This window comes from Xanthobacter sp. NM-25 (genome assembly GCF_022138605.1).
In the GTDB taxonomy this organism is placed as follows: Bacteria; Pseudomonadota; Alphaproteobacteria; order Rhizobiales; family Xanthobacteraceae; genus Xanthobacter.
On the sequence record NZ_JACBFS010000001.1, the window covers coordinates 854,912 to 877,719 of the forward strand.

At 67.0% G+C, this 22,808-nt stretch carries 22 protein-coding genes and 1 pseudogene; 10 read left to right on the plus strand and 13 right to left on the minus strand.

Annotation, left to right across the window (positions count from 1 at the left end; genetic code table 11):
* Positions 1-7 precede the first annotated feature (7 nt).
* The 3 genes from MEU52_RS03840 to MEU52_RS03850 all read right to left on the minus strand — a co-directional run bounded on the left by MEU52_RS03840 (position 8) and on the right by MEU52_RS03850 (position 2,916).
* Complete coding sequence (locus tag MEU52_RS03840) at positions 8-628, minus strand: Uma2 family endonuclease (RefSeq protein ID WP_238119930.1); 621 nt, start codon at positions 626-628, stop codon at positions 8-10.
* Between the two features lie 125 nt (positions 629-753).
* Complete coding sequence (locus MEU52_RS03845) at positions 754-1,902, minus strand: DegT/DnrJ/EryC1/StrS family aminotransferase (RefSeq protein ID WP_238119928.1); 1,149 nt, start codon at positions 1,900-1,902, stop codon at positions 754-756.
* A gap of 30 nt (positions 1,903-1,932) precedes the next feature.
* Positions 1,933-2,916 (minus strand): Gfo/Idh/MocA family protein, encoded by a 984-nt coding sequence (locus MEU52_RS03850; protein WP_238119926.1) that lies wholly within the window; start codon positions 2,914-2,916, stop codon positions 1,933-1,935.
* A gap of 292 nt (positions 2,917-3,208) precedes the next feature.
* Between MEU52_RS03850 and panD the strand changes: the two genes are divergently transcribed.
* A complete protein-coding gene (panD, locus tag MEU52_RS03855) occupies positions 3,209-3,664 on the plus strand; it encodes an aspartate 1-decarboxylase (RefSeq protein WP_238119925.1) in 456 nt (151 codons plus the stop codon).
* Positions 3,665-3,727: 63 nt separating this feature from the next.
* Here the strand turns inward: panD and MEU52_RS03860 are convergent, their stop codons facing one another.
* Both MEU52_RS03860 and MEU52_RS03865 read right to left on the minus strand, forming a co-directional pair.
* Positions 3,728-4,378: an outer membrane protein gene (locus MEU52_RS03860; RefSeq protein ID WP_238119924.1), complete on the minus strand. Its 651-nt coding sequence runs from the start codon at positions 4,376-4,378 to the stop codon at positions 3,728-3,730.
* Between the two features lie 199 nt (positions 4,379-4,577).
* Positions 4,578-5,270, minus strand: coding sequence for an outer membrane protein (locus MEU52_RS03865; RefSeq protein ID WP_238119923.1), 693 nt, complete (start codon positions 5,268-5,270; stop codon positions 4,578-4,580).
* A 709-nt stretch (positions 5,271-5,979) separates the two neighbouring features.
* Between MEU52_RS03865 and uvrC the strand changes: the two genes are divergently transcribed.
* The 6 genes and pseudogenes from uvrC (at position 5,980) to MEU52_RS03895 (ending at position 12,233) form a co-directional block, all read left to right on the plus strand.
* On the plus strand, positions 5,980-8,154 hold the full coding sequence (gene uvrC / locus MEU52_RS03870) for an excinuclease ABC subunit UvrC (RefSeq protein WP_337927084.1): 2,175 nt from the start codon (positions 5,980-5,982) through the stop codon (positions 8,152-8,154).
* 94 nt (positions 8,155-8,248) lie between these two features.
* Positions 8,249-8,875, plus strand: coding sequence for a CDP-diacylglycerol--glycerol-3-phosphate 3-phosphatidyltransferase (gene pgsA / locus MEU52_RS03875; RefSeq protein ID WP_238119922.1), 627 nt, complete (start codon positions 8,249-8,251; stop codon positions 8,873-8,875).
* Positions 8,872-9,123, plus strand: a complete 252-nt coding sequence (gene moaD / locus MEU52_RS03880) for a molybdopterin converting factor subunit 1 (RefSeq protein ID WP_238119921.1) — start codon at positions 8,872-8,874, stop codon at positions 9,121-9,123. Before pgsA ends, moaD begins: the two co-directional genes overlap by 4 nt.
* 3 nt (positions 9,124-9,126) lie before the next feature.
* Positions 9,127-9,606 (plus strand): annotated as a pseudogene (locus tag MEU52_RS03885) (molybdenum cofactor biosynthesis protein MoaE); the annotation flags it as partial.
* Positions 9,607-10,052: 446 nt separating this feature from the next.
* Positions 10,053-10,598 (plus strand): hypothetical protein, encoded by a 546-nt coding sequence (locus tag MEU52_RS03890; protein ID WP_238119920.1) that lies wholly within the window; start codon positions 10,053-10,055, stop codon positions 10,596-10,598.
* Positions 10,599-10,796: 198 nt separating this feature from the next.
* Positions 10,797-12,233 carry an MFS transporter gene (locus MEU52_RS03895; protein ID WP_238119919.1) on the plus strand — a complete coding sequence of 479 codons (1,437 nt, stop codon included), beginning with the start codon at positions 10,797-10,799 and terminating at the stop codon, positions 12,231-12,233.
* A gap of 7 nt (positions 12,234-12,240) precedes the next feature.
* Here MEU52_RS03895 and MEU52_RS03900 read toward each other — a convergent pair whose 3' ends face one another.
* The 3 genes from MEU52_RS03900 to MEU52_RS03910 form a co-directional block, all read right to left on the minus strand.
* The gene (locus tag MEU52_RS03900) at positions 12,241-12,963 is read right to left on the minus strand and encodes an RlmE family RNA methyltransferase (protein ID WP_238119918.1); all 723 of its coding nucleotides are present in this window, start codon (positions 12,961-12,963) and stop codon (positions 12,241-12,243) included.
* Positions 12,960-14,300, minus strand: a complete 1,341-nt coding sequence (locus tag MEU52_RS03905; protein WP_238119917.1) for a Ppx/GppA phosphatase family protein — start codon at positions 14,298-14,300, stop codon at positions 12,960-12,962. Before MEU52_RS03905 ends, MEU52_RS03900 begins: the two co-directional genes overlap by 4 nt.
* Before the next feature lie 155 nt (positions 14,301-14,455).
* The gene (locus MEU52_RS03910) at positions 14,456-15,205 is read right to left on the minus strand and encodes a transaldolase (protein WP_238119916.1); all 750 of its coding nucleotides are present in this window, start codon (positions 15,203-15,205) and stop codon (positions 14,456-14,458) included.
* A gap of 141 nt (positions 15,206-15,346) precedes the next feature.
* Here MEU52_RS03910 and MEU52_RS03915 point away from each other — a divergent pair, with 141 nt between their 5' ends.
* The gene (locus MEU52_RS03915) at positions 15,347-15,706 is read left to right on the plus strand and encodes a hypothetical protein (protein ID WP_238119915.1); all 360 of its coding nucleotides are present in this window, start codon (positions 15,347-15,349) and stop codon (positions 15,704-15,706) included.
* Between the two features lie 33 nt (positions 15,707-15,739).
* On the opposite strand, the gene MEU52_RS03920 is transcribed toward MEU52_RS03915, so the two are convergent.
* The 5 genes from MEU52_RS03920 to MEU52_RS03940 form a co-directional block, all read right to left on the minus strand.
* Positions 15,740-16,129 (minus strand): DUF2023 family protein, encoded by a 390-nt coding sequence (locus MEU52_RS03920; protein WP_238119914.1) that lies wholly within the window; start codon positions 16,127-16,129, stop codon positions 15,740-15,742.
* A 32-nt stretch (positions 16,130-16,161) separates the two neighbouring features.
* Positions 16,162-16,644: a flavodoxin FldA gene (gene fldA / locus MEU52_RS03925; RefSeq protein WP_238119913.1), complete on the minus strand. Its 483-nt coding sequence runs from the start codon at positions 16,642-16,644 to the stop codon at positions 16,162-16,164.
* Between the two features lie 434 nt (positions 16,645-17,078).
* On the minus strand, positions 17,079-18,098 hold the full coding sequence (gene ilvC / locus MEU52_RS03930) for a ketol-acid reductoisomerase (protein ID WP_238119912.1): 1,020 nt from the start codon (positions 18,096-18,098) through the stop codon (positions 17,079-17,081).
* 145 nt (positions 18,099-18,243) lie between these two features.
* The gene (ilvN, locus tag MEU52_RS03935; RefSeq protein ID WP_238119911.1) at positions 18,244-18,759 is read right to left on the minus strand and encodes an acetolactate synthase small subunit; all 516 of its coding nucleotides are present in this window, start codon (positions 18,757-18,759) and stop codon (positions 18,244-18,246) included.
* Positions 18,760-18,853: 94 nt separating this feature from the next.
* Positions 18,854-20,641, minus strand: a complete 1,788-nt coding sequence (locus tag MEU52_RS03940; protein ID WP_238119910.1) for an acetolactate synthase 3 large subunit — start codon at positions 20,639-20,641, stop codon at positions 18,854-18,856.
* A gap of 543 nt (positions 20,642-21,184) precedes the next feature.
* On the opposite strand from MEU52_RS03940, the gene MEU52_RS03945 reads away from it, so the two are divergent.
* Together MEU52_RS03945 and ubiA are read left to right on the plus strand one after the other, a co-directional pair.
* A complete protein-coding gene (locus MEU52_RS03945; protein ID WP_238119909.1) occupies positions 21,185-21,661 on the plus strand; it encodes a hypothetical protein in 477 nt (158 codons plus the stop codon).
* Positions 21,662-21,669: 8 nt separating this feature from the next.
* On the plus strand, positions 21,670-22,635 hold the full coding sequence (ubiA, locus tag MEU52_RS03950; RefSeq protein ID WP_238119908.1) for a 4-hydroxybenzoate octaprenyltransferase: 966 nt from the start codon (positions 21,670-21,672) through the stop codon (positions 22,633-22,635).
* Positions 22,636-22,808 lie beyond the last annotated feature (173 nt).

Consider the following 22,808-nt stretch of genomic DNA (forward strand, 5'->3'; position numbering starts at 1 on the left):
GCGGAAGCTAGCCTGTCGCCGCCTCCGGCGCCATCCCCGCGCCGCCGGCTTGCGGCTCGAAGGTGACCCGCTCGTAAAGCTCGGCCAGGGTGAGGCGCGCCGCGATGGCCGGCAGATCGAAGGCGCCATCGAGACCGGCGGCCTCCTCCAGCACCCAGGGCCCCGCCGCTCCGCCCTCGCGCCGCCACAGCAGCGCCCGCGGCGCCTCCGGTTCGACGATAAGGATGTAAGCGAGCCCGGGCACCGACTTGTATTCCTCGAGCTTGCGCACGAGATCGAGGCCGCGGGTGGAGGGGGAGAGCACCTCCATGACGAGGCGGGGATCCACCGCGGTCATGTCACGATCATCGGCAGCGGCGCAATCGATCATGAGATCAGGACGGCGCACGTTGCCATTGGGGACGACGATGGCGATGTCGGAGGTGGATGGCTCACAGGGCCGGCCCTTGAGCGCCTGGCGCAGGCTGGCGATGGCGTTCACTACGATCCGATCATGCCGCCGGCTGGCACCGGTCATGGCACGCACGGGCACGCCGTCGATCAGCTCGTAGCGCACGCCTTCCTCGCCCTTGAGGGCGAAGAAGGCGGCGATGGTCATGCGGGGCAGACTGCGCGCGGTGTTGCCCATCGGTCCGTCCTCTCCCTCGGCGGCGGTCTCCTGGAGACGCCTAGAACGGAAGCATAGCACGGGTGCCGATCACGCAGCGAAGAACCGCGGTCGGAGCGCCGCCACCGGCGACGCCCCGAAAACGTTCAGTGGCCGAGGCCGCGGCGCACGGCGGCGACGATGCGATCCTGCGTCGCCTCGTCGAGATAGGCGTGCATGGGCAGGGAGATGACCTCTTCCGCCAGGGTCTCGCACACCGGCAGAATGGCCCCCGCCGCGGGGTACTGCTGATAGGCCGGCTGCAGGTGCATGGGCAGACGGTAATAAACGGCGGTGGGCACGCCCTCCGCCTTCAGCTTCTCCGCCAGTTCGTCGCGCACGCCGGGCTGCAGGCGCAGGGTGTACTGGGCCCACACCGAGGTGGCGCGGGGGTCCACGCTCGGCACAATGGCCACGTCCTTCAGCAGCTCATTATAACGGCGGGCCACCCTCTCGCGGGCGGCGATCTCGTCCTCGAAAATGGCGAGCTTTTCCAGCAGCACCGCCGCCTGCACCGTGTCGAGGCGCGCGGTCATGCCGATGCGCACGTTCTGGTACTTGTCCACCCCCTGGCCATGCTCGCGCAGGCTCTTGAGGATGGTCACCAATTCCTCGCTGTCGGTGAAGATGGCGCCGCCGTCGCCATAGGCGCCGAGGGGCTTGGCGGGGAAGAAGGAGGTGGCGGTGGCGTCACCGATGGAACCGGTGCGCCGGTTGTTCCAGGTGCCGCCGAAGCCCTGGGCGGTGTCGCACAGCACCTTCAGGCCATGCTTCTCAGCGATGGGCAGGATGGCGTCGTAATCGGCCGGCTGGCCGAACAGATCCACCGGAATCACCGCCTTGGGGGTCAGCCCCTGCTCGATGGCCACCGCAATGGCGGCCTCCAGGCTCTCGGGATCCATGTTGAAGGTGTCGGCCTTCACATCCACGAACACCGGGGTCGCGCCCACCCACGGCACCACCTCGGCGGTGGCGCAGAAGGTGAAGGCCGGGCAGAACACCGCATCGCCCGCCTTCAGGCCCCAGGCCATGAGGATGAGCGCCAGGGCATCGGTGCCCGAGGAGCAGGTGACCGCATATTTGCTGCCGGCGAAGGCGGCGAGCTTCTGTTCCAGCTCGGTCACCTGCGGTCCATTCACGAAGCGGCAGGAGGCGAGCACGGAAAGCACCGCATCATCGATCTTCTGGCCGATCCGCGCCCGCTGGGCGGCGAGATCGATGAAGGCGATGGGGGCGGCCGTCACGGGAGACGTCATGAAAAGGTCCTGCGAAAGAACAAAGAAGGGTCAGCCGACGGCGCGCCGCTTGGTGGCGGTGGCCGGACCATGCTCGGCAAGGCACGAGATGGCGATATCGAGGCTCGCCACCCCCTGCTCGCCGGTCACCTCCGGCGGGCGGCCGGTGCGCACGGCGGTGAGGAAGTTCTCAAGCTCGCTGCGCAGCGGCTCCGCATAGGCCACCGGCAGGTGGCGGGTGGAATAGGACCCGTCCGGCCGATAGTCGAAATGCTCAGTCACCTGGCGGGTGAGCAGATCGCCGATCACGTATTTCTTGGCGGTGGCCACATGCACCGTGCGCGCCTTGAAGGGCGTGAGCCAGTTGGTGTTGATGTGGGCGAGCACACCGGAAGCGGTGCGGAACTGCAGCAGCGCGATATCCTCGCGCGCCGCCAGCGCCGCCGCAGTCTGCGGCTGCACCTCGATGATCTCGGAATCGGTCAGCCAGCGGATCAGGTCGATGTCGTGCACCGCAAGGTCGATCACCACGCCCACATTGGACATGCGCGGCGGGAACGGCCCCACCCGGGTGAACGCCACCGAGAGGATGTGCTCACCGCGGATCGCTTCCTTCACCGCGCGGACCGCGGGATTGAAGCGCTCCACATGGCCGACCATGAGGGTCACGCCCTTGTCGCGGGCGGCGGCGACGATCTCGCGGCCTTCCTCGGCGGTGGAGGCGATGGGCTTTTCCACCAGCACCGAGCAGCCGGCGCCGATGACGTCGAGGGCGACCTGGTGATGCAGATGGGTGGGCGCGGCCACCACCACCGCGTCGAGCCCGAGATCCAGCAGCGCGCGATGATCACCGACCGCCTTGCAGCCGAGGAAATTGGCGACCCGCTCCGCCTGGGCCTGGTCGGGATCCGCCACCGCCACCAGCTCGGCGCCGGGCAGTTCCGACAGCACGCGGGCGTGGTTGGATCCCATGATGCCGATGCCCGTGACACCGACGCGAAGGGCGCGCGCGTCCGGCGCTGCCACATGAGCCATGAGAGCCCTCACTCCTTGTTCACGAGTGCGGCTCCTAGCACGACAATGAAGGAAGAAGCGAGGCGGCGGGCCGAACAGACCCGGCGGCGACGTTCAAGAATTGCGTCCCCATGTTACCGATGCACGCCCCCGCGACGGGCCTAACGCAGCGACATCGGCGTCCTGAAATCGTTCTCCGGGGTCGGCGCCGGAACAGGGAAAGTCTTCCCTCCGGCGGTCGAGGCGATTAAGGGACCACCCCAACCAAACCCGGGCTACCCTCAAGCCACCACCACGATTGGGCCAGAGCCTCATGCGCAAGATCGTCGCCGGCAAGCTGCACGGCATCACCGTGACAGGAGCCGATCTCAACTATCACGGCTCCATCACCCTCGACCCCGACCACTGCGAGGAGGCGGGCATTCTGCCGCTGGAGTTCGTGGAGATCTGGAACCGCAATTCCGGTGCCCGCATCTCCACTTACGTGATCCTGGGCGAGCGCGGCTCGCGCTGCTGCATCCTGAATGGCGCCGCCGCCCGCACCTGCCAGCCGGGCGACGAAGTCATCATCTGCAACTCGGTCTATGTGGACGAGGCGGAGATCCCGGCGCTGCGCCCGCGCGTTCTCACCTTCGACAAGGACAACAAGGTCACCGGCAAGCTGGTCTATGAGGTGGAGCGGGACGCGGAAGGCGGCTACCGCTTCTCCATCCGCGACGAGACCGGCGCCGCCCAGCCCATTCCGCTGAAGGCCAAACCCCGCGGATGAGACCCCGCGCGGCCGGACAGCCGCGCGGTTGGCGCAGGGCAGACGTGCGCCGGCGGGGCGCGATCAGAACTTGTAGTTCACACCGACCCGCACGGTCTGGTTGTTACCCCCCGAATCGGCGCCGGCGATATCGTAATATTTGGAGCTGAGATCGGTATAGAGATACTCGGTCTTGGCGGTCCAATGATCGGTGAGGGCATATTCGAGCCCGGCGCCAGCGGTCCAGCCGGTGTGAGTCTGGGATTGGCTCAGCGCGCCGTAATCCAGGGTATTGTTACCCCAGGCGAAGCCGCCGGTGACATAGGGCAGCACCCGGCCGAAGGCATAGCCGAGCCGGGCCCGCACCGTGCCGAAGGCGTTGAGCTTGCTGGACATGCCGAGGCCGCTGTCGGAGATGTCGCCACCATCCACATCGGCTTCGAGGCCGGCGACGACATTGTTCTGGAACTGGTAGTTCACGCCCAGCTGGCCGCCGCCGAACCAGCCCTTGGGAGAGAGCCCATAGGCATCGGCGAGGCCGGTGCCGCTGCTCCAACCGTAGCCGGCGTTGGCGCCGATATAAAAACCGGTCCAGGAAAAGGCCGGCGCCGGCATCGCCACCGGGGCCTTGGCCACCGTTGCCGGTCGGGACAGGTCGGCGGCAAGCGCCGGCGCTGCCGCGCCTCCCAGCGCCGCCATTGCGACAATCGCCCCCGCGAAAGATCCGCGCGTCATGGAAGCTCCTTCCGCTCACTGTGAGCGGGAAAAGCCTCGGCGCCGGCGGCGGCCGCCTCGTGGCGCCGCGACAGCGCCGGCGTGACCATAATTGGGCCCGGCGCACGAGCGCGTGAGCTGCCGGAAAGTCATGTGCTGCAACGAAAAAGAGCTCCCCGGCCATGGCCGGGGAGCCCCAAGACGCATCCGATGCGGTCGATCAGAACTTGTAGTTCACGCCGGCCTTGACGGTGTTCATGCTGAAGCCCGAAGAGGCCACGTCGCCGCCGGGATACACGATCTTCTGGCCGTCGAAGTCGGCGTACAGATACTCGGCCTTGACGGTCCAGTTGTTGGTGACGGCGTATTCGAGGCCACCACCGATGGTCCAGCCCCAGCTGGTGCTGTCGGCGGAGGCGCCGAGCGGGCCGGTGAAGTTGGTGTTGGCCCAGGCCGCGCCGCCGGTGAAGTACGGCAGGAAGCGGTCCATGGCATAGCCGAGACGGCCGCGGATGGTGCCGAAGTAGTCAAGGCTCTGCGAGGTGAAGCGGCCAGCCATGGGCCCGCCGATCAGCACGTTGTCCTTGCCCATGTCGGCGAACTCGAGGTCGGCCTCAAGGCCCACCACGACGTTGTTGGCGAACTGGAAGTTATAGCCGCCCTGCAGACCGCCGAACATGCCGTTGGCATCGCCGACGTTGTAGCTGTAGTTGATGCCGCCGGTGGCATAGTCGAACGAGTTCGACCCCCAGCCATAACCGACGTTGCCGCCGATGTAGAAGCCGGTCCAGGAGAACATCTGCACGGGCACCACCGCAGCCTTCACAGGATAGCGGGTCGACAGATCGGCGGCGGAGGCCGAACCAGCCAGGAGAGCGAGGGCAGAGACGCCCAGGAGGGCACGCTTCAACATGATGGATACCTTCTTCGTAACTCTCGGTCCGCCCTAGGGGCCGCGACCGACGATGGATGACTTCATACCGACTGGCGCCGCGAACGTCTGTAGCGAACTCGCCACACCAGAAAAATCAAAAGCGGCAGGGATGTGGCAAATCGTTTCCAACTTCCTAACACATCCAGGCCGACTCAACGTCAAACAAGGCGAGATCGGGATTGACCACAGTTGCGCCTTATTTTCCAAGAGCCAACATGGCTCCGAAAACTGCATCGATAGTTGAACCGCAGAAAGTGAATATTTCTTCTCCGATTCAACAATCACATTCCATATCAACACGAGCGTTCGGACGAAGAAGCTTTACGTACGGACACTCGATTTTTGCGATGCGTCTTCGCGCGCCACAACCTCCTCAACACCTGGACCCAGAAGGCATGGTGGCGTCGGCATCCTCGGCCCCACGCGCCGCGGCGGGGCACCCGGTCACCGCGCTTCGAGCCTGTGCCGCACTATCACAGCCGAAGCTTGCCCGGCTCTGACCTCACCGCATCTCCTAGCGACGTGCTGAACGCCAGGTAAATCAGACAACACATTGAAAAGTATTTGTGATTTTGACACCGACGCGGATGAGGCCGCCGCCACATCCCCCACCGCGCGCGATCGTGGTTGAGGAAAGGTTGCCAAGCGCCCTCTGGCTCTTCCCGGTCCCACTGCCTAAGTTGCCGGCATGAACGGCAAACGCCCCAATGAGTCCCACCGCGCACCACCGGAAGCGCCGCTGGCGGCCCCCTTCGCCGCAGCCGAAGCCACGGCCCCGGAGACCGGCGCCGCCCTGCCCGAGGCGGGCGCCTCCCCGCTCTTGCGCGAAACGCCGGAGGACGTGCCGGAAGCCTCCGAACTCGCCATCGGCCGCGCCGCCATCATCCATGCGGTGAAGCACGCGCCCACCGGCCCCGGCGTCTACCGCATGCTGTCGGTGGATGGCACGGTGCTCTATGTGGGCAAGGCCAAGAGCATCAAGAAGCGGGTGCTGAGCTATACCCGCCCGGTGGGCCACACCAACCGCATCGCCCGCATGATCGCGGCCACCGCGCGCATGGAGTTCGTCTCCACCCGCACCGAGCCGGAAGCGCTGCTGCTGGAAGCCAACCTCATCAAGCAGCTGAAGCCGCGCTTCAACGTGCTGCTGCGCGACGACAAGTCCTTTCCCTACATCCTCATCACCGCCGACCACGCGGCGCCGCAGATCCTCAAGCATCGCGGTGCCCGCAACCGGCCGGGGGATTATTACGGGCCGTTCGCCAGCGTCTGGGCGGTGGATCGCACCATCAACGCCCTGGAGCGGGCGTTCCTGCTGCGCTCCTGCTCGGACAGCTATTTCGAGAACCGCTCCCGGCCCTGCCTGCTCTACCAGATCAAGCGCTGCGCCGGCCCCTGCACGGGCGAGATCGAGGAGCGGGATTACGCTCAGCTGGTGCGCGAGGCGAAAGCCTTCCTCTCCGGCCGCTCCCGCGCCATCAAGGAAGAGCTGGCCCAGGAGATGGAGCAGGCCGCCGAGGCGCTGGAGTTCGAGCGCGCGGCGCGGCTGCGCGATCGTCTGGCGGCCCTCTCCGCCGTGCAGGGCACCCAGGGCATCAATCCCCATTCGGTGGAGGAGGCGGATGTGTTCGCCTGCCACCAGGAGGGCGGGGCCACCTGCATCGAGGTGTTCTTCTTCCGCACCGGCCAGAACTGGGGCAACCGCGCCTATTACCCGCGCGCCGACCGCTCGCTGGATGAAGCGGAGGTGCTGGGCGCCTTCCTCTCGCAATTCTACGAGGACAAACCGGCGCCCCACCTCATCCTCCTGTCCCACAAGGTGGAGGAGCAGGCGCTGCTGGCCGAGGCCCTCTCGGAGAAGGCGGGCTTCAAGGTGGAGATCGCCGCGCCCCAGCGGGGCGAGAAGCGCGATCTCGTCAACCACGCCCTGCAGAACGCCCGCGAGGCGCTCGGCCGCACCCTGGCGGAAACCGCCACCCAGGCGCGGCTGCTGGAGGGCGTCGCCCAGGCCTTCCACCTGCCGCACCCGCCCCAGCGCATCGAGGTCTATGACAATTCCCACATCATGGGCACCAATGCGGTGGGCGGCATGATCGTGGCCGGGCCGGAAGGCTTCCGCAAATCGCAATATCGCAAGTTCAACATCAAGTCGGCTGACCTCGTGCCCGGCGACGACTTCGGCATGATGCGCGAGGTGCTGCGCCGCAGATTCTCCCGACTGCTGAAGGAAGCCCCGCTGGGGGAAGAGGAGGCGGAAGCCCCACCGCCGGAGGAACAGGCGGACGCACCCACCCTGGAGAATGCTCCGCAGGCGCCACGGGACACCGATCTGCCCGAGGCCACCGACGGCGAGACGGAGGCCGACGAGCAGGATGGCCCGCTGCCCGATGCGGATGCCGCCTCGCCCTGGCCTGATCTGGTGCTCATCGACGGCGGCCTCGGCCAGCTCAATGTGGCGCGGGAGGTGCTGTCCGAGCTCGGCATCACCACTGTGCCCCTGGTGGGCATCGCCAAGGGGCTCGACCGCGAGGCCGGGCGCGAGCAATTCTTCATTCCCGGCCAGAAGCCGTTCCGCATGGAGCCGCGCGACCCGGTGCTCTATTTCATCCAGCGCCTGCGCGATGAAGCCCACCGCTTCGCCATCGGCTCCCACCGGGCGCGGCGCAAGAAGGACATCACCGAGGCGGGGCTGCAGGCCATTCCCGGCGTCGGCCCCACCCGGAAGCGGGCGCTGCTGCGTCACTTCGGCACCCTCAAGGCCATCGAACGCGCAGCGCTCGCCGATCTTGAACAAGTATCTGGAATCAATGCCACAACCGCGAAAGCGGTCTATGATTATTTCCACGAGCGCCCGGCTTCGTGAGGCGCCCTCCCCCCGGCGCGGGTTTCCCCGGTCCGCGTCGCGCATTAAACAGGGGATCGCAAGCTACCTGATCTGCATCCGCGAAGTGACGAGCATGGCTGAGGCCGCAACGCGCACCACTCCTTCACCCGGCCGGGGCCACGCCCTCTCCGTGCCCAATCTCCTGACCTATGCGCGCTGCATCGCGGTGCCGCTGGTGGCCGCCTGCCTGTTCTGGTCGGACATCCTGCACGGCGGCCTGTGGCTGCGCTGGGTGGCGCTGGCCATCTACATCGCCGCTGCGGTGACCGACTTCTTCGACGGCTACCTCGCCCGCGCCTGGCAGCAGCAATCGGCCATCGGCCGCATGCTCGACCCCATCGCCGACAAGCTGCTGGTCTCCACCTCGCTGCTGATGCTGGCCTCCGACGGCACCATTCGCGGCTGGTCCCTGTGGGCGGCCATCGTCATCCTGTGCCGCGAGATCCTGGTCTCGGGCCTGCGGGAGTTCCTGGCGGAGCTGCGGGTCTCGGTGCCGGTGTCCCGTCTCGCCAAGTGGAAAACCACCGTGCAACTGGTGGCAGTCGGCGTGCTCATCACCGGCCAGGCCGGCGAGCGGGTGCTGCCGGGGGTGACCCTCGCCGGCCTGAGCCTGCTGTGGATCGCCGCCGTGCTGACCCTCTATACCGGCTACGACTACTTCCGCGCCGGCGCCCGCCACCTGGTGGAGGACGAGGCATGAGGGTGCTCTATTTCGCCTGGCTGCGCGAACGGGTGGGCCTGGGCGAGGAAGAGGTGAGCCCGCCGGCCACGGTGGTCACCGTGGCGGATCTGGCCCGCTGGCTGGCGGCGCGCGACGACGCCCACGCCCACGCCTTCACCGACCCCGCCGTGGTGCGTGCCGCCCTCGACCGGCGCCATGTGAAGCCCGACACCCCCTTGGGCGCGGCCCGCGAGGTGGCCTTCTTCCCGCCCATGACCGGGGGCTGAGGGATGACGCCCGCGGCCGCCCCGGAAGCGATCTTTCATGTCGCCGTTCAGGCGGCTCCGTTCGACACGGCGACGCAGATCGCGCGCCTCGCCCGGGGTCGCACCAACATGGGCGCGGTGGTGACCTTCACCGGCCTGTGCCGGGCCGACGCCGGCGACGCGCCACTCACCGCCCTGGTGCTGGAGCATTATCCGGGCATGGCGGAGGAAGAGATCACCCGTCACCTGGACACCGCCCGCGCCCGCTGGCCACTGCAGGGCGCGATCATCATCCATCGCCACGGGCGGATCGTGCCGGGCGAGCCCATCGTCCTGGTGGTCACCGCCTCCGCCCATCGGGCGGCAGCCTTCGCGGCGGCGGAATTCCTGATGGATTGGCTGAAGACCAGCGCCCCCTTCTGGAAGAAAGAGGAGCGGGCCGCCCATCACGGAGGCTGGGTCGCGGCCAAGGCCGCCGATGATCAGGCCGCCGCCCGCTGGAGCCCGCCCGCCCAACAAGGGCAGAAGGATGGGCCCGAAGATGGGCCGAAGGCGGCGCCCGAAAGCGAATCGAAGGACGGTAGCCGTTAACCATACACGGAATCACCCCTCCCCCCGCAAGCCCCCCGGGGCGGGCCTCGCGGCGGTCGTATCGCCTGTGATTTTTCTACCGTGGGACGCAGCGCCGCCGGCCGTAATGCGAGCCACAGCGCGACTGATTCCCTCTGCGTGCGTCAGATCCGCTTTTCTCACAAGCACTTGTGGACAGGCCGCCAAGCCCTGCGGCGACAGGATCGGGCACCCCCCGCCGGTGGGCCGCCGGGAGGTTCTCTTTGAAAACCGGCGAGAACTGGCTAAAAGAAATGTGATGAGACCCAGTCGTTTCCCGTGCCCCCGGGATCAAGCGGACACGCTCGGGTTGATAATGTCCTGATGGGTGGAGCTGAGCGATGGAGAGCCCCCGCGTTTATGTGTACCAGTTCGCCACCGGCGCCCAATGGGCCGCGGGTGACAGCGTGGAGACCTATCTCCGTCGCCTGCTGGATGTGGACTTCATTCAGAACCTGCGTGCTGACCGGCTCGCCGCTCTGACCAGCTTCCTGGACGAGGCGTTCCAGCTGGCCCATTCGCTGGGCTGGACCGGCACCGCCCGCGAGGCGCCGCAGATGTTCTCCCTGCCGGGCATGCCGGTGGACGAGGAGGTCTATATGGTGGCCTGGGAGCAGGAGGACGGCATCGCCTTCATCGCCTCTCCCTTCCCGCTGCCCTGGCTTGATGCCAAGGCCTCGCGCACCACGGATTCGAGCCGCGCCGTTCCGGTGTCGGACGCCCGTCCCGCCCCGGCCACCAGCCGGCCGCAACCCCTGGAAGTGGCTCCGGCCAGCGCCCGGGAGGACGCCCGCGACCCTTTTTCGGATTTCGTGCGCCGCGATGAGGCGGCGCGCCTGACCCGCGAGCCGGGTCAGGAAGAAGAAGCGGGACGTCGCTTCTTCTGAGCCGGGGGCGGCCCTGCCGCCTTCCGCAAGAGATGGCCGGTGAGCCCTGCTCGCCGGCCTTTTTGTTTGCTGGCACGGCCTGCCGGGATCTCCCCGCCCAAGGGAAGAGCACCCGACGCTCACGACGATGTGGCGCCCGCCCCCTTCATCCTGCGGCGAAACTGACCTAAAGAGGCGATCCGCCGTCAGGATTGCCCCGTGTCCCGCCTTGCTCTGCCTCCGCAGGTCCTCATTCCCCTCATCGTCGCGTGCGCCCTGTTCATGGAGCAGGTGGACGCCACGGTCATCGCCACCTCCCTGCCCGCCATCGCCGCCGACCTCCACGAGGATCCGGTGGCGCTCAAGCTGGCGTTGACCTCCTATCTGCTGTCCCTGGCGGTGTTCATTCCCGCCAGCGGCTGGGCGGCCGATCGCTATGGCGCGCGCACGGTCTTCCGCTCCGCCATCGTCATCTTCACCATTGGCTCGGTGCTCTGCGGTCTGTCCACGTCGCTTGGCGACTTCGTGCTCTATCGCATCATCCAGGGGCTGGGCGGGGCCATGATGGTGCCGGTGGGCCGGCTGGTCATCCTGCGCTCAGTGCCCAAGACCGAGCTGGTCTCGGCGCTCGCCTGGCTGACCATTCCGGCCCTGCTGGGGCCGGTGTTCGGGCCGCCCCTGGGTGGCTTCATCACCACCTATTTCAACTGGCGGCTCATCTTCTTCATCAACGTGCCCATGGGCATCCTGGGCGTGTTCCTCGCCACCCGCTTCATCGAGAATGTGCGGGAAGAGGACGTGCCGCCGCTTGATCTCAAGGGGCTCGTGCTCTCGGGCGTCGGCCTGGCCGGCGTGGTGTTCGGCTTCGCGGTGCTGGGCCAGGAGCTGGTGCCGCTGTGGGTGGCGCTGCTGGTGGGCGGCATCGGCCTCATCGCGCTCGCCGCCTATGTGCACCACGCCCACCACACGCCGCACGCGGTCATCGACCTCCGGCTCCTGCGCTATCCCACCTTCCGTGCCGGCGTGGTGGGCGGCTCGCTGTTCCGGGTGGGCATCGGCGCCCTGCCCTTCCTGCTGCCGCTGATGCTGCAGCTCTCCTTCGGCCTGTCGGCCTTCGCCTCGGGCCTGCTCACCTTCGCCGCCTCCGCCGGCGCCATGATCATGAAGTTCACCGCAGCGCCACTGCTGCGCCGGCTCGGCTACAAGCGAGTGCTGGTGATCAACGCTCTGGTGTCGGCCGGCTTCGTGGCCATCAACGCCCTGTTCACGCCCTTCACCCCGCACTGGATCATCACCATGCTGCTGCTGGCGGGCGGCTTCCTGCGCTCGCTGCAGTTCACCGCCCTCAATGCGCTGAGCTATGCCGAGGTGGAGGCGGAGGAAATGAGCCGCGCCACCTCCTTCGCCAGCGTCGCGCAGCAGGTGTCCCTGTCCATGGGGGTGGCGCTGGCAGGATTCGTGCTGGAGTTCATGCGGGGCGAGCGGGGCGAAACCCACGTCACCCAGAACGACTTCACGGTGGCCTTCGTGGCGGTGGCGCTGGTGAGCGCCCTCTCCTTCTTCTACTTCATCCGCCTGCCGAAGAATGCCGGCGCCCAGCTCTCCGGCTCCAAGCCCGAGCTGGCCGACCCGCGCGGCGAGGTGGAGCACCCCTGAGGGCGGCTCACTCGGCCTCGGCGTCGTCCATCTGATCGCGCGACTGGCCGCGAAAACCGGTGGCCAGAACGTAGAGCTCGGCGGAATCGGCGCGGCTCGCCGCCGGCTTCACATGCTTCACCTGGGCGAAATCGCGCTTCAGGTCCGCCAGCAGCGTGCCTTCCGTGCCGCCCTGCAGCACCTTGGCGAGGAAGGCACCACCCGGCGCCAGCACCTGGCGGGCGAAATCCACCGCCAGCTCCACCAGCGCCACGATCTTGAGATGATCGGTCTTCTTGTGGCCGGTGGCGTTGGCCGCCATGTCCGACATCACCAGATCCGCCGGGCCATCCAGCAACGCGAGCAGCTTTTCCGGCGCGTCGGGGGCCAGGAAGTCCATCTGCGCGAAGATGACGCCAGGAATGGGCTCCATCTCCAGAAGGTCGATGCCCACGATCTTGCCGTGGCCGCCCTCGAGCCCGATCTTCTGCGCCGCCACCTGGCTCCAGCCGCCGGGGGCGGCGCCGAGATCGACGATGCGCATGCCCTTGCGCAGCAGCTTCGCCTTCTCGTCCATCTCGATCAGCTTGAAGGCGGCGCGGGAGCGCCAGCCCTCGCGCCTGGCGCGGGCCACATAGGGATCGTTGAGCTGGCGCTGCAGCCAGCGCTGGGACGAGGTGGTGCGATTGCGGGAGGTCTTCACCCGCACCTTCAGCGGCCGACCGTCGGGACCGTGAGTCGGCGCGGTCATGGGCGCCCGCCCTTCTTCGACTTGCGCCGCCCGCCCGCCTTGAAACCCTTCATGTCACCACTCTTCATGCCCGCTGAATATCCAAGCCGGGGCGCGAACTCGCCCCGGGGTGCCTCCGGCGGCCGCGGCCCGCCGTCGACGCTGCACGTCTTGACCACGCCGCACGTTTTGACCATGCCGTTGGCCGCGCCACCACCCACCGGCGGCTCCAGGCCTGGAGCAGGCTCCTGCGGCCGCGCCCGGCGCCAGACGCCGTCCGAGCGCATGAGCTGCACCAGCATCCCCTCCCTCAGGCCACGATCCGCCACCCGCAGGCGGTCGGCCGGGAACACCTCGCGCACCGCTTCCATGATGGCGCAGCCGGCCAGCACCAGATCGGCCCGCTGGGCGCCGATGCAGGGATTGGCCACGCGCTCCTCGAACGACATGGTGGCGAGACGGTCCACCACGCCGGAAATGCTCTGGGCATGGAGCCAGGTGCCGTCGACCCGCGTGCGGTCATAGCGCTTCAGGCCGAGATGAATGCCGGCGACGGTGGTGACCGTGCCGGAAGTGCCGAGCAGGTGCATGCGCAGCGGCGGCTTGAGGCCCCAGCTCTCCCGCACGCCTTCCAGCATGGCGCGGACCTCGGCCACCATCTCGCGGAACACCTGCGGCGAGACCCGCACGCCGCCATGGCGCTCGGACAGGGAAACCACGCCGACCGGCAGCGAGATCCAGGAGCGGATGCGGGCCCGCGGCGGGCCGTCATCGCCGGCCGAGCGGCGGCCCAGCCACACCACCTCGGTGGAGCCGCCGCCGATGTCGAACAGAATGGCGCCATCGCAATTGGGATCCACCAGCGGCGCACAGCCGGCGGCGGCCAAGCCGGCCTCGGTGCGGCGGTCCACCACCTCGAGCTGCAGGCCGGTGCGCGCCCGCACATCGGCGCAGAAATCACTGCCGTTGGCGGCGGCGCGGCAGGCCTCGGTGGCGATCACCCGGGCGCGGGACACCCCGCGGGCGGCCATCTTGGCGGCGCAGACCTCGAGCGCCGCGGCGGCGCGCTCCATGGCCGGCTCACCCAGGCGCCCGGAGGCGGTGAGCCCTTCGCCCAGGCGGACGATTCGCGAGAACGCGTCGACGACGCGAAAGCCACGGGAGGTGGGGCGCGCCACCAGCAGGCGGCAATTGTTGGTACCGAGATCGATGGCGGCATAGACCGGATCGGCGGGCGCGGCGCCCTGCTCCCGCTCCGGCGTCGCCAGCGCCGCGTGGTCCCTGTCGCGGGATTTCTCGCCCCTGGAAGGGGAAGACAGCCCCGAGCCCGACGCGGACCCGTGCGTCTCGTCCCTCATATCGATTCCCTCGCCGCAAGGCGGAACATGCGCTCGAACCGGGGGTGCGCGTCACACCCCGGTTGCGCCTTGGAATCAATGTAACAGCGCATCCGGGCGGCGCAATGGCATCCGCCGCCCTTCTCTTGATCTTGCCCGAGTTTTGGGCGCCGCCCCTACTCCGCGGCGGTGCGACCGTCGAGATCCAGGGTGAGGCCCGCCGCCAGAGCGTCCACGCGGAACGCCTTCACCGCCTCCAGCGCCAGCTCGGCGGCGGTGCGGCTGCCAAGCGCCGGCAGCTTCTTCAGCACATCCGCCGGCGCGGTGATGATGTGGCAGCCCATGCGATCGGCCTCCACCACGTTCCACACCTCGCGGGTGGACGCCCAGATGACTTCCACATTGGCGGTGGCGCGGGCCAGCTCCACCGCCCGCGACACCGCCGGCACATAATCAATGCCGGTGTCGGCGAGGCGGCCGGCGAACACCGAGATGCAGGCGGGTGCGCCACCGGCCAGCGCCGCCACGCCGGCTTCCACCTGCGGTAGGTCGAACACGGCGGTGAAATTCACCTTCACCCCATCATGGGCGAGATCGCGCGCCAGATCGTAGAGCGGCTCGTCGCGCGTGGTGGAGACGGGGATCTTCACATAGACATTGGGGCCCCAGCCGGCGATCAGCCGCGCCTGCGCCCGCATCTCGGCGATCTCGTCGGAGAACACCTCGAAGGAAATGTGCCGGTCGGGCACCGCCGCCACCAGATCCCGGGCGAACGCCTCGTAATGGGTCACGCCGGCCTTGCGCAGCAGCGACGGATTAGTGGTGAAGCCGGCGATGTGGCCATGGCGGGCCATCTCGACGATCTGAGCCTTGTCCGCGCCATCGGTGAACAGCTTCACCTTGAGATCGGCGAGGGTGACGGACATGGGAATTCCTCCTGCAGCGGCAGCCATGGGTTGCTTAATGTTTCATACACCATGGAACAAGGATGTCCCGTGCGGCAACCATCGCGAAACCGCTTCCCGCCACATTGGGCGAACGAGTAGTGAAGGCGTAGCGAGGCTCGGATGATCGCGGCGGACATGGTGGAGCGTATGGCGCGCGCGATGCACGCCTTTTCCCGCAATCGATACCCGCTGCTGGAGGCATGGGAAGACCTGTCGCCGGAGCGCCGCGCCTATCAGCGCCAATTGGCCGCCCACGCCCTGCAGGCGCTCACCGCCCACGACATCATCGAGATCACCTCCCACAACGCGCCGGAAATCGTCGCGCTGCCGGTGGAGCCCGGCCCTTGGGCGCTGGCGGAACTCCAGGAAGCCGCCATTTCCGACAACGGCACCGCCATGGATGCCCGGCGGCGCTATCGCTCCTTCCTCGCCACCGCCTCGCTGCCGCTGGCGACGCGCTATTCCGACGCCGCCACCTGAGCGGCGGCACATGAGGCTGGCCGGCGCGGCGCCCTATTCCGCCGCCAGCGGGCAGCAGCCGACGGCGACCTTGCCGAGAAAGCGCCGGCACTGCTGCTCTTTGTCGTAGCCGAGCAGGGTGCCGAGCATGAAATCCTCCTCCGGCGAGAGGAGGTTGAGCGGCTTGGTGACGAAGCTGCGCACCACCGCCACGAACGCCTCGCGCCCGAAGAAGACGTTCACCTTGTTGGCGCTGACCTGCTGCACGAAATGATCGATCCCATCGCCGCGAAGTTTCGCGACGACGGGGAACGACTGCTGCAGGCTGACGGTCATCAGGAACAGGCCGCGCACGCCCCGCCCATATTCATAGAGGTGGTGATGGAACAGCTTCAGCACCGCCGCATCGGCGGCGCGATCGGCAAGAGCTTGCGCGCGATCCATGCGAACCAACCCCCAGCTGGCGGAAGCGGGCCTCAAAGCAGCTTGCTGAGCCATGCCGTCACCCGCTTCTCGGTCATGCCCGACTGGCCGTCCTGATCGAGGGCAAGGCCCACGAACTGGCCATCCCGTTCGGCGGTGGAGTTGAGATAGTCGTAGCCTTCGGTGGCGGTGAAGCCGACCACCACGGCGCCCAGCTCCGTCACTTCGTCATAAAGGATGCCCATGGCATCCACGAAGCTGTCGGGATAGGTGGCCTGGTCGCCGGTGCCGAACAGGGCCACCTTCTTGCCCTGCAGCTTGGCCGCGCGCAGCTTGTCGATATGCTCTTCCCAATCGGTCTGCAGGGTGCCGTCCCCATAGGTGGGCGAGCCGAGGATCAAAAGATCGCAGTTCTCGAAATCCGCCGGGCTCGCACTCTTGATGTCGACGCTGCGGCCCTGGCACTTCTTGGAAATCTTGGAGGCGACACCCTTGGTCGCGCCGCCGTCCGATCCGAAGATCACGGTCACATTCATAGCTCGATCTCTTTATTGAATTCTTCAAAATCAAATAAACGGCCTCGCAGAGAAGCGAGGCCTGAACACTCAGCACGCTCAGGCTAAAAAACACCTGAGGAACTGACAATATAGCGCAACACCGAATTGCAAGAAAGAAGAAGTTGATATAACAGATGAAGCATCCGGAAACAGACGTTTCTCGGAACGATTTTCGAGCTTTAGGTTCTTTGTTGTTTTTCTAATTTTAGTATGGAGACCGCAAGCCCCGCGCATACAGCAAAGCGATTCTTGAGAGCGGGTCGTGAGACGCGCGAAAGCCCATGAGCCGGAGCTAGAAAGCAAGAAAGGCAGGTCGCGGGATCGCGGCCTGCCTTTCTTTTTCATCCATCCGGTGCGGCTCCCGAGCAAAGATGCAGGAGCCGCACCGAAGAGAGCCCGGCGCGATAGACGCCTCAGTTCTTGCTCTTGTCCACCAGGGCCTTGGCCTTGATCCAGGGCATCATGCCGCGCAGCTTCTCGCCCACTTCCTCGATGGGATGGGCGTTCACGCGGGCGCGGGTGGCCTTGAACGAGGTCTGGTTCACCTTGTTCTCCAGCATCCAGTCGCGGGTGAACTTGCCGGACTGGATGTCGGTGAGCACCCGCTTCATCTCCGCCTTGGTCTCGGGGGTGATGATGCGCGGGCCGGTGACGTATTCGCCGTATTCCGCGGTGTTGGAGATGGAGTAGTTCATGTTGGCGATGCCGCCCTCATAGATGAGGTCGACGATCAGCTTCATCTCGTGCAGACATTCGAAATACGCCATCTCGGGGGCGTAGCCGGCCTCCACCAGGGTCTCGAAGCCGGCGCGGATCAGCTCCACCGTGCCGCCGCACAGCACCGCCTGCTCGCCAAACAGGTCGGTCTCGCACTCTTCCTTGAAGGTGGTCTCGATGATGCCGGCGCGGCCGCCGCCGATGGCGGAAGCATAGGACAGCGCCAGGTCATGGGCGTTGCCGGTGGCGTCCTGGGCGATGGCAATGAGGGTCGGCACACCGCCGCCCTTGAGATACTCGCCGCGCACGGTGTGGCCCGGGCCCTTGGGGGCGGCCATCAGCACATCGAGATCCTTGCGGGCCTCGATCAGGTTGAAGTGGATGTTGAGGCCGTGGGCGAAGAACAGCGCCGCGCCTTCCTTCATGTTGTCGGCGAGGCTCTCGCGATAGATGTCGCCCTGCAGCTCGTCGGGGGTGAGCATCATCACCACGTCGGCCCACTTGGCGGCCTCGGCGGGGGAGAGCACCTTGAAGCCCTCGGCCTCGGCCTTCTTGGCGGTGGCGGAGCCGGGACGCAGGGCGATCACGACATCCTTCACGCCGCTGTCGCGCATGTTGAGCGCGTGGGCATGGCCCTGGCTGCCATAGCCGATGACAGCGACCTTCTTGCCCTTGATCAGGTTCAGGTCGGCGTCGCGATCGTAATAAACGCGCATCAGTGTCTCCTTGTGGGCGTCTTGAATTGGCGGTGCCTCGATGAGGCGGGGTCTTGAACCGCCACCGCTCCCGCGGGCGCTGTTTGCACCGGAACGGGAGCGATGGAAACAGGGACTTTTCAGCTGGCGGCGCGGAACGGCCGGATCACAGGGCCTGGGGCCCGCGCGAAATGGCCACCACGCCGGTGCGCGCCACCTCGACGAGACCGAGGGGCTCCATCAGATAGGCGAACTGGTCGATCTTGTCGGTCTTGCCGGTGATCTCGAACACGAAGCTCTCACGGGTGGCGTCGATGACCCGGGCGCGGAACGCCTCGGCCAGGCGCAGCGCCTCCGAGCGCGCTTCGCCGGTGCCGCGCACCTTCACCATGGCCAGCTCGCGCTCCAGCCCGATGCCCTCGGTGGTGAGATCCTCCACCCGGTGCACCGGCACCAGCCGGTCGAGCTGGTTGCGGATCTGCACAATCACCATGGGGGTGCCGGTGGTGACGATGGTGATGCGGGAGAGATGGCTCTCCTGGCTCACCTCGGACACGGTGAGGCTGTCGATATTGTAGCCGCGGCCGGAGAACAGGCCGATGACGCGGGCGAGAACGCCGGGCTCATTGTCCACCAGGACAGAGAGGGTGTGGCGCTCGATGGGCTCAGGGGAAGAAGTCATGGAAAAGCTCTGGGCATGACGATCGACGGGGCCCTCCCCCGGCTGGGGGAGGGAGCTGGACGGCAAAGGGGTGCACAAGGCGGCGCGGGCCGCCTCACACCAGCATCTTGCCCTCGTCGGTGATGGCGGCATCGAGATCCACGGCCATATCGCCCAGGATCATCTCGTTGTGGGCGCGGCCCGAGGGGATCATGGGGAAGCAGTTTTCCTGCTGGTCGACGACGCAGTCGAAGATCACCGGCCGCTTGATGGAGATCATCTCGGCAATGGCCGCATCGAGATCCGCCGGCTTGTCGCAGCGGATGCCGACGCCGCCATAGGCTTCCGCCAGCTTCACGAAATCGGGCAGCGCCTCCGAATAGGAGTGAGAGTAACGCCCGCCGTGCAGCAGCTCCTGCCACTGGCGCACCATGCCCATGTATTTGTTGTTCAGGATGAACACCTTGACCGGCAGGTTGAACTGCATGGCGGTGGACATTTCCTGCATGTTCATCTGGATCGAGGCTTCGCCGGCGATGTCCACCACCAGCGCATCCGGGTGCGCCTTCTGGGCGCCGATGGCGGCCGGCAGGCCATAGCCCATGGTGCCGAGACCGCCGGAGGTGAGCCAGCGGTTCGGCTCATCGAAATGGCAGAACTGGGCCGCCCACATCTGGTGCTGGCCGACCTCGGTGGTGATGTAGACATCCTTGCCCTTCACCGCCGCCATCAGCCGCTCGATGGCGTACTGCGGCTTGATGATCTCGTCGGAGGCGCGATAGGCGAGGCACTGGCGGGCCCGCCAGCGGTCGATCTGCGTCCACCAGGCGGCCAGGGCCTCCTTGTCGAGCTTCAGGCCCTTGCCGGCCCAGGCGATGGCCATGGCGCCCAGCACCTTGGCCACGTCGCCGACGATGGGCAGGTCCACCTTGACGTTCTTGTTGATGGACGAGGGGTCGATGTCGATGTGGATCTTCTTGGAGCCGGGCGAAAAGGCGTCCAGCCGGCCGGTGATGCGGTCGTCGAAGCGCGCGCCGATGCACACCATGACGTCGCAATCGTGCATGGCGAGATTGGCTTCATAGGTGCCGTGCATGCCCAGCATGCCCAGCCACTGCGGGTCGCTTGCCGGGAAGGCGCCCAGCCCCATCAGGGTGGAGGTGACCGGAACGCCGGTGGTGTGGGCGAACTCGCGCAGCAGCCGGCTCGCCTCCGGGCCGGAATTGATGACGCCGCCGCCGGTGTAGAAGATCGGCTTCTTGGCGGAAGCAAGCAGCTCCACCGCGGCATTGATCTGCGCATCCTCGGCGACGAGCTTCGGGCGGTAGGTCTTATGCTGGATGTTGTCGCGGCCGATATAGGTGCCGGTGGCGAACTGGACATCCTTGGGAATGTCCACCACCACCGGGCCGGGACGGCCGTTCTGCGCCACGTAGAAGGCCTCGTGCAGCACGCGGGCGAGATCGTTCACGTCGCGCACCAGGTAATTGTGCTTGGTGCACGGGCGGGTGATGCCCACCGTGTCGCATTCCTGGAAGGCGTCGTTGCCGATGAGGTGGCTCGCCACCTGGCCGGAGATGCAGACGACCGGGATCGAATCCATCATGGCGTCGGCGAGGCCGGTGACCGCGTTGGTGGCGCCGGGGCCGGAGGTGACGAGCACCACGCCCACCTTGCCGGAAGAGCGGGCATAGCCCTCGGCGGCATGCACCGCCGCCTGCTCGTGCCGCACCAGGATGTGCTCGATGGCGTTGGTGTGGAACAGGGCATCATAGATGGGCAGGACCGCGCCACCCGGATAGCCGAAGATGTGCTCGACCCCCTGGTCGGCGAAGGCCTGGATCACCATCTCGGCGCCGGTCATCCGGGCGCCGGTCGTGTTGCCGCTCGTTGCATTCGTCATGGCCTGGAACTCCCGCGGCGCCGCGGCGCCGAACCTTCAACTGATCGCTTCAAGCCGCGAACAGGATCGGACGCGGCGGTTCAGAAACGACGAAGGGGCCCCAAGGGCCCCATCGTCACGCGCCACGTCTCTTCGCACAGCCGCTCAGGCTGAGCCGATCGTGGCGCCCCCGCATACGAGAAGAATAACGAAATTGCGCATGGTCACGCAGTCCCTTCCAAAAGTTGCGCGAAAGTACCGACCGCGCGGGAGCCCGTCAAGCACCGATCGCAGCGCCCTCGCCCGCCGGCCGGGCCGGCGCGGCGCGCACCCGCCGCGCGCCTTGAAAAGGCCTTTCACACCAGATACCTGCCGTGGCCATGCCGGGTGACCGAGGCGCCGGCCCGGCCGCCGGTAATCAGCGGCGGTGCCGATCGCAGGGCACCCATGCGACCCCTTGGCAACAGTTCCGCAAGGTTCGCCGCGATATTGCCCCATGTGGATGCTGTGTATATCAAGAAGCCCGCTGGGGGCGGATAAGAGAAGGGCAGCCAGATGCGGACAATGACGCTCAAGATTGCGGCGGCCGTCGTCGTGAGCGCCGTTTCGGCTTCCGCCGCGTGGGCGGACTGCCAGAGCGATGTGACCTCCCTGCGCTCGGAGCTGGAAGCCAAGGGCGCGGCCTTGCAGGCGGCGGGCAAGAAGAAGGCGGACCCGCAGACCCTGTGCCCGCTGTTCCGCTCGTTCGCGACGGCCGAGGCCAATTGGGTGAAGTTCCTGCAATCCAACAAGGATTGGTGCCAGATCCCGGACGAGGCCATCAAGCAGGCCATCGCCAGCAACAAGAAGACCAATCAGGTGCGTGACCAGGTCTGCAAGGTGGCCGCCACCGGCATGGCGCCGGGCGGTCCGGCCACGCCGCCGCCGCAGGGCTCCATGTCCAGCGCCCTGGGCATCACCACCGGCTACAGCATCAGCAAGACGCCCAACGGCCGCAGCGGGGTGTTCGACACACTCAGCGGCAACGCGCTTCAGAAATAGGCGCTGCATTGACATCTCAGGAAGGCTCCCTCGGCCCGACCGTCGCCGACGCCCCGCCGAACAATTGGGTTGATCGGTACGCCCCGGTGGGGGTGAGGCCCTATCTGCACCTGGCGCGACTCGACCGCCCCATCGGCTCCTGGCTGCTGCTGCTGCCGTGCTGGTGGTCGACGGCGCTGGCCGCGGTGGCCGCCGATGCGCCCTACCCCGACCCGGTGCTGCTGATCCTGTTCGCCATCGGCGCGGTGGCCATGCGCGGCGCCGGCTGCACCTGGAACGACATCCTCGACCGCAAGATCGACCGCGCGGTGGCGCGCACCCGCAGCCGGCCCATCGCCAGTGGCGCGGTGAGCGTGCCCGCCGCCTTCGCGTTCCTGCTGTTTCAGGCGCTGGTGGGCCTCGCCGTGCTGCTCAGCCTGCCGCGCTTCGCGGTCATCACCGGCATCGCCTCCCTCGGCGTGGTGGCGGTCTATCCGCTCATGAAGCGCATCACCTCCGTGCCCCAGCTCACCCTCGGCATCGCCTTTTCCTGGGGCGCGCTGATGGGCTGGGCGGCGGTGTTCAGCACCATTGCCGACCCGGCGCTGCTGCTGTTCGCCGGCGCTGTGGTGTGGGTGTTCGCCTACGACACCATCTATGCGCACCAGGATCGCGAGGACGACGCCATCGTCGGCGTGCGCTCCACCGCCCTGCTGTTCGGCCGCGGCACCGGCCTTGCGGTGGCCCTGTGCTACACGCTGGTGGTGATCCTGTTCGCGCTCGCCTTCCTGTCCGTGCCCACCGGCCTGTTCTCCATGCTGGGGCTGGTCGGCTTCGCGCTGCATCTGCGTTGGCAGGTGGCCAAGCTCGACATCGACAATCCGGCCCTGTGCCTGCGCATTTTCAAGTCGAACCGCGACGCCGGGCTGATCCTGTTCGCCGGCCTCTGCCTCGACACGCTGGCGCCGACCGTGCTCCGCCTGCTGCTCCCCTAGGCATTGCACTATAGTTAGGCAAGCCACCCAGCGCCCCGCGACAAAAAAATTTCGCGCTTTAAAATCAGCGCATTATGCGATTTCGCGAGCGATTTGCATCGCATTTTGGAGACATTTCATCGGCCGGCGCGACGCAAGGCGCATTGCCATCGCGGCCGCCTCCTCCTATGTGG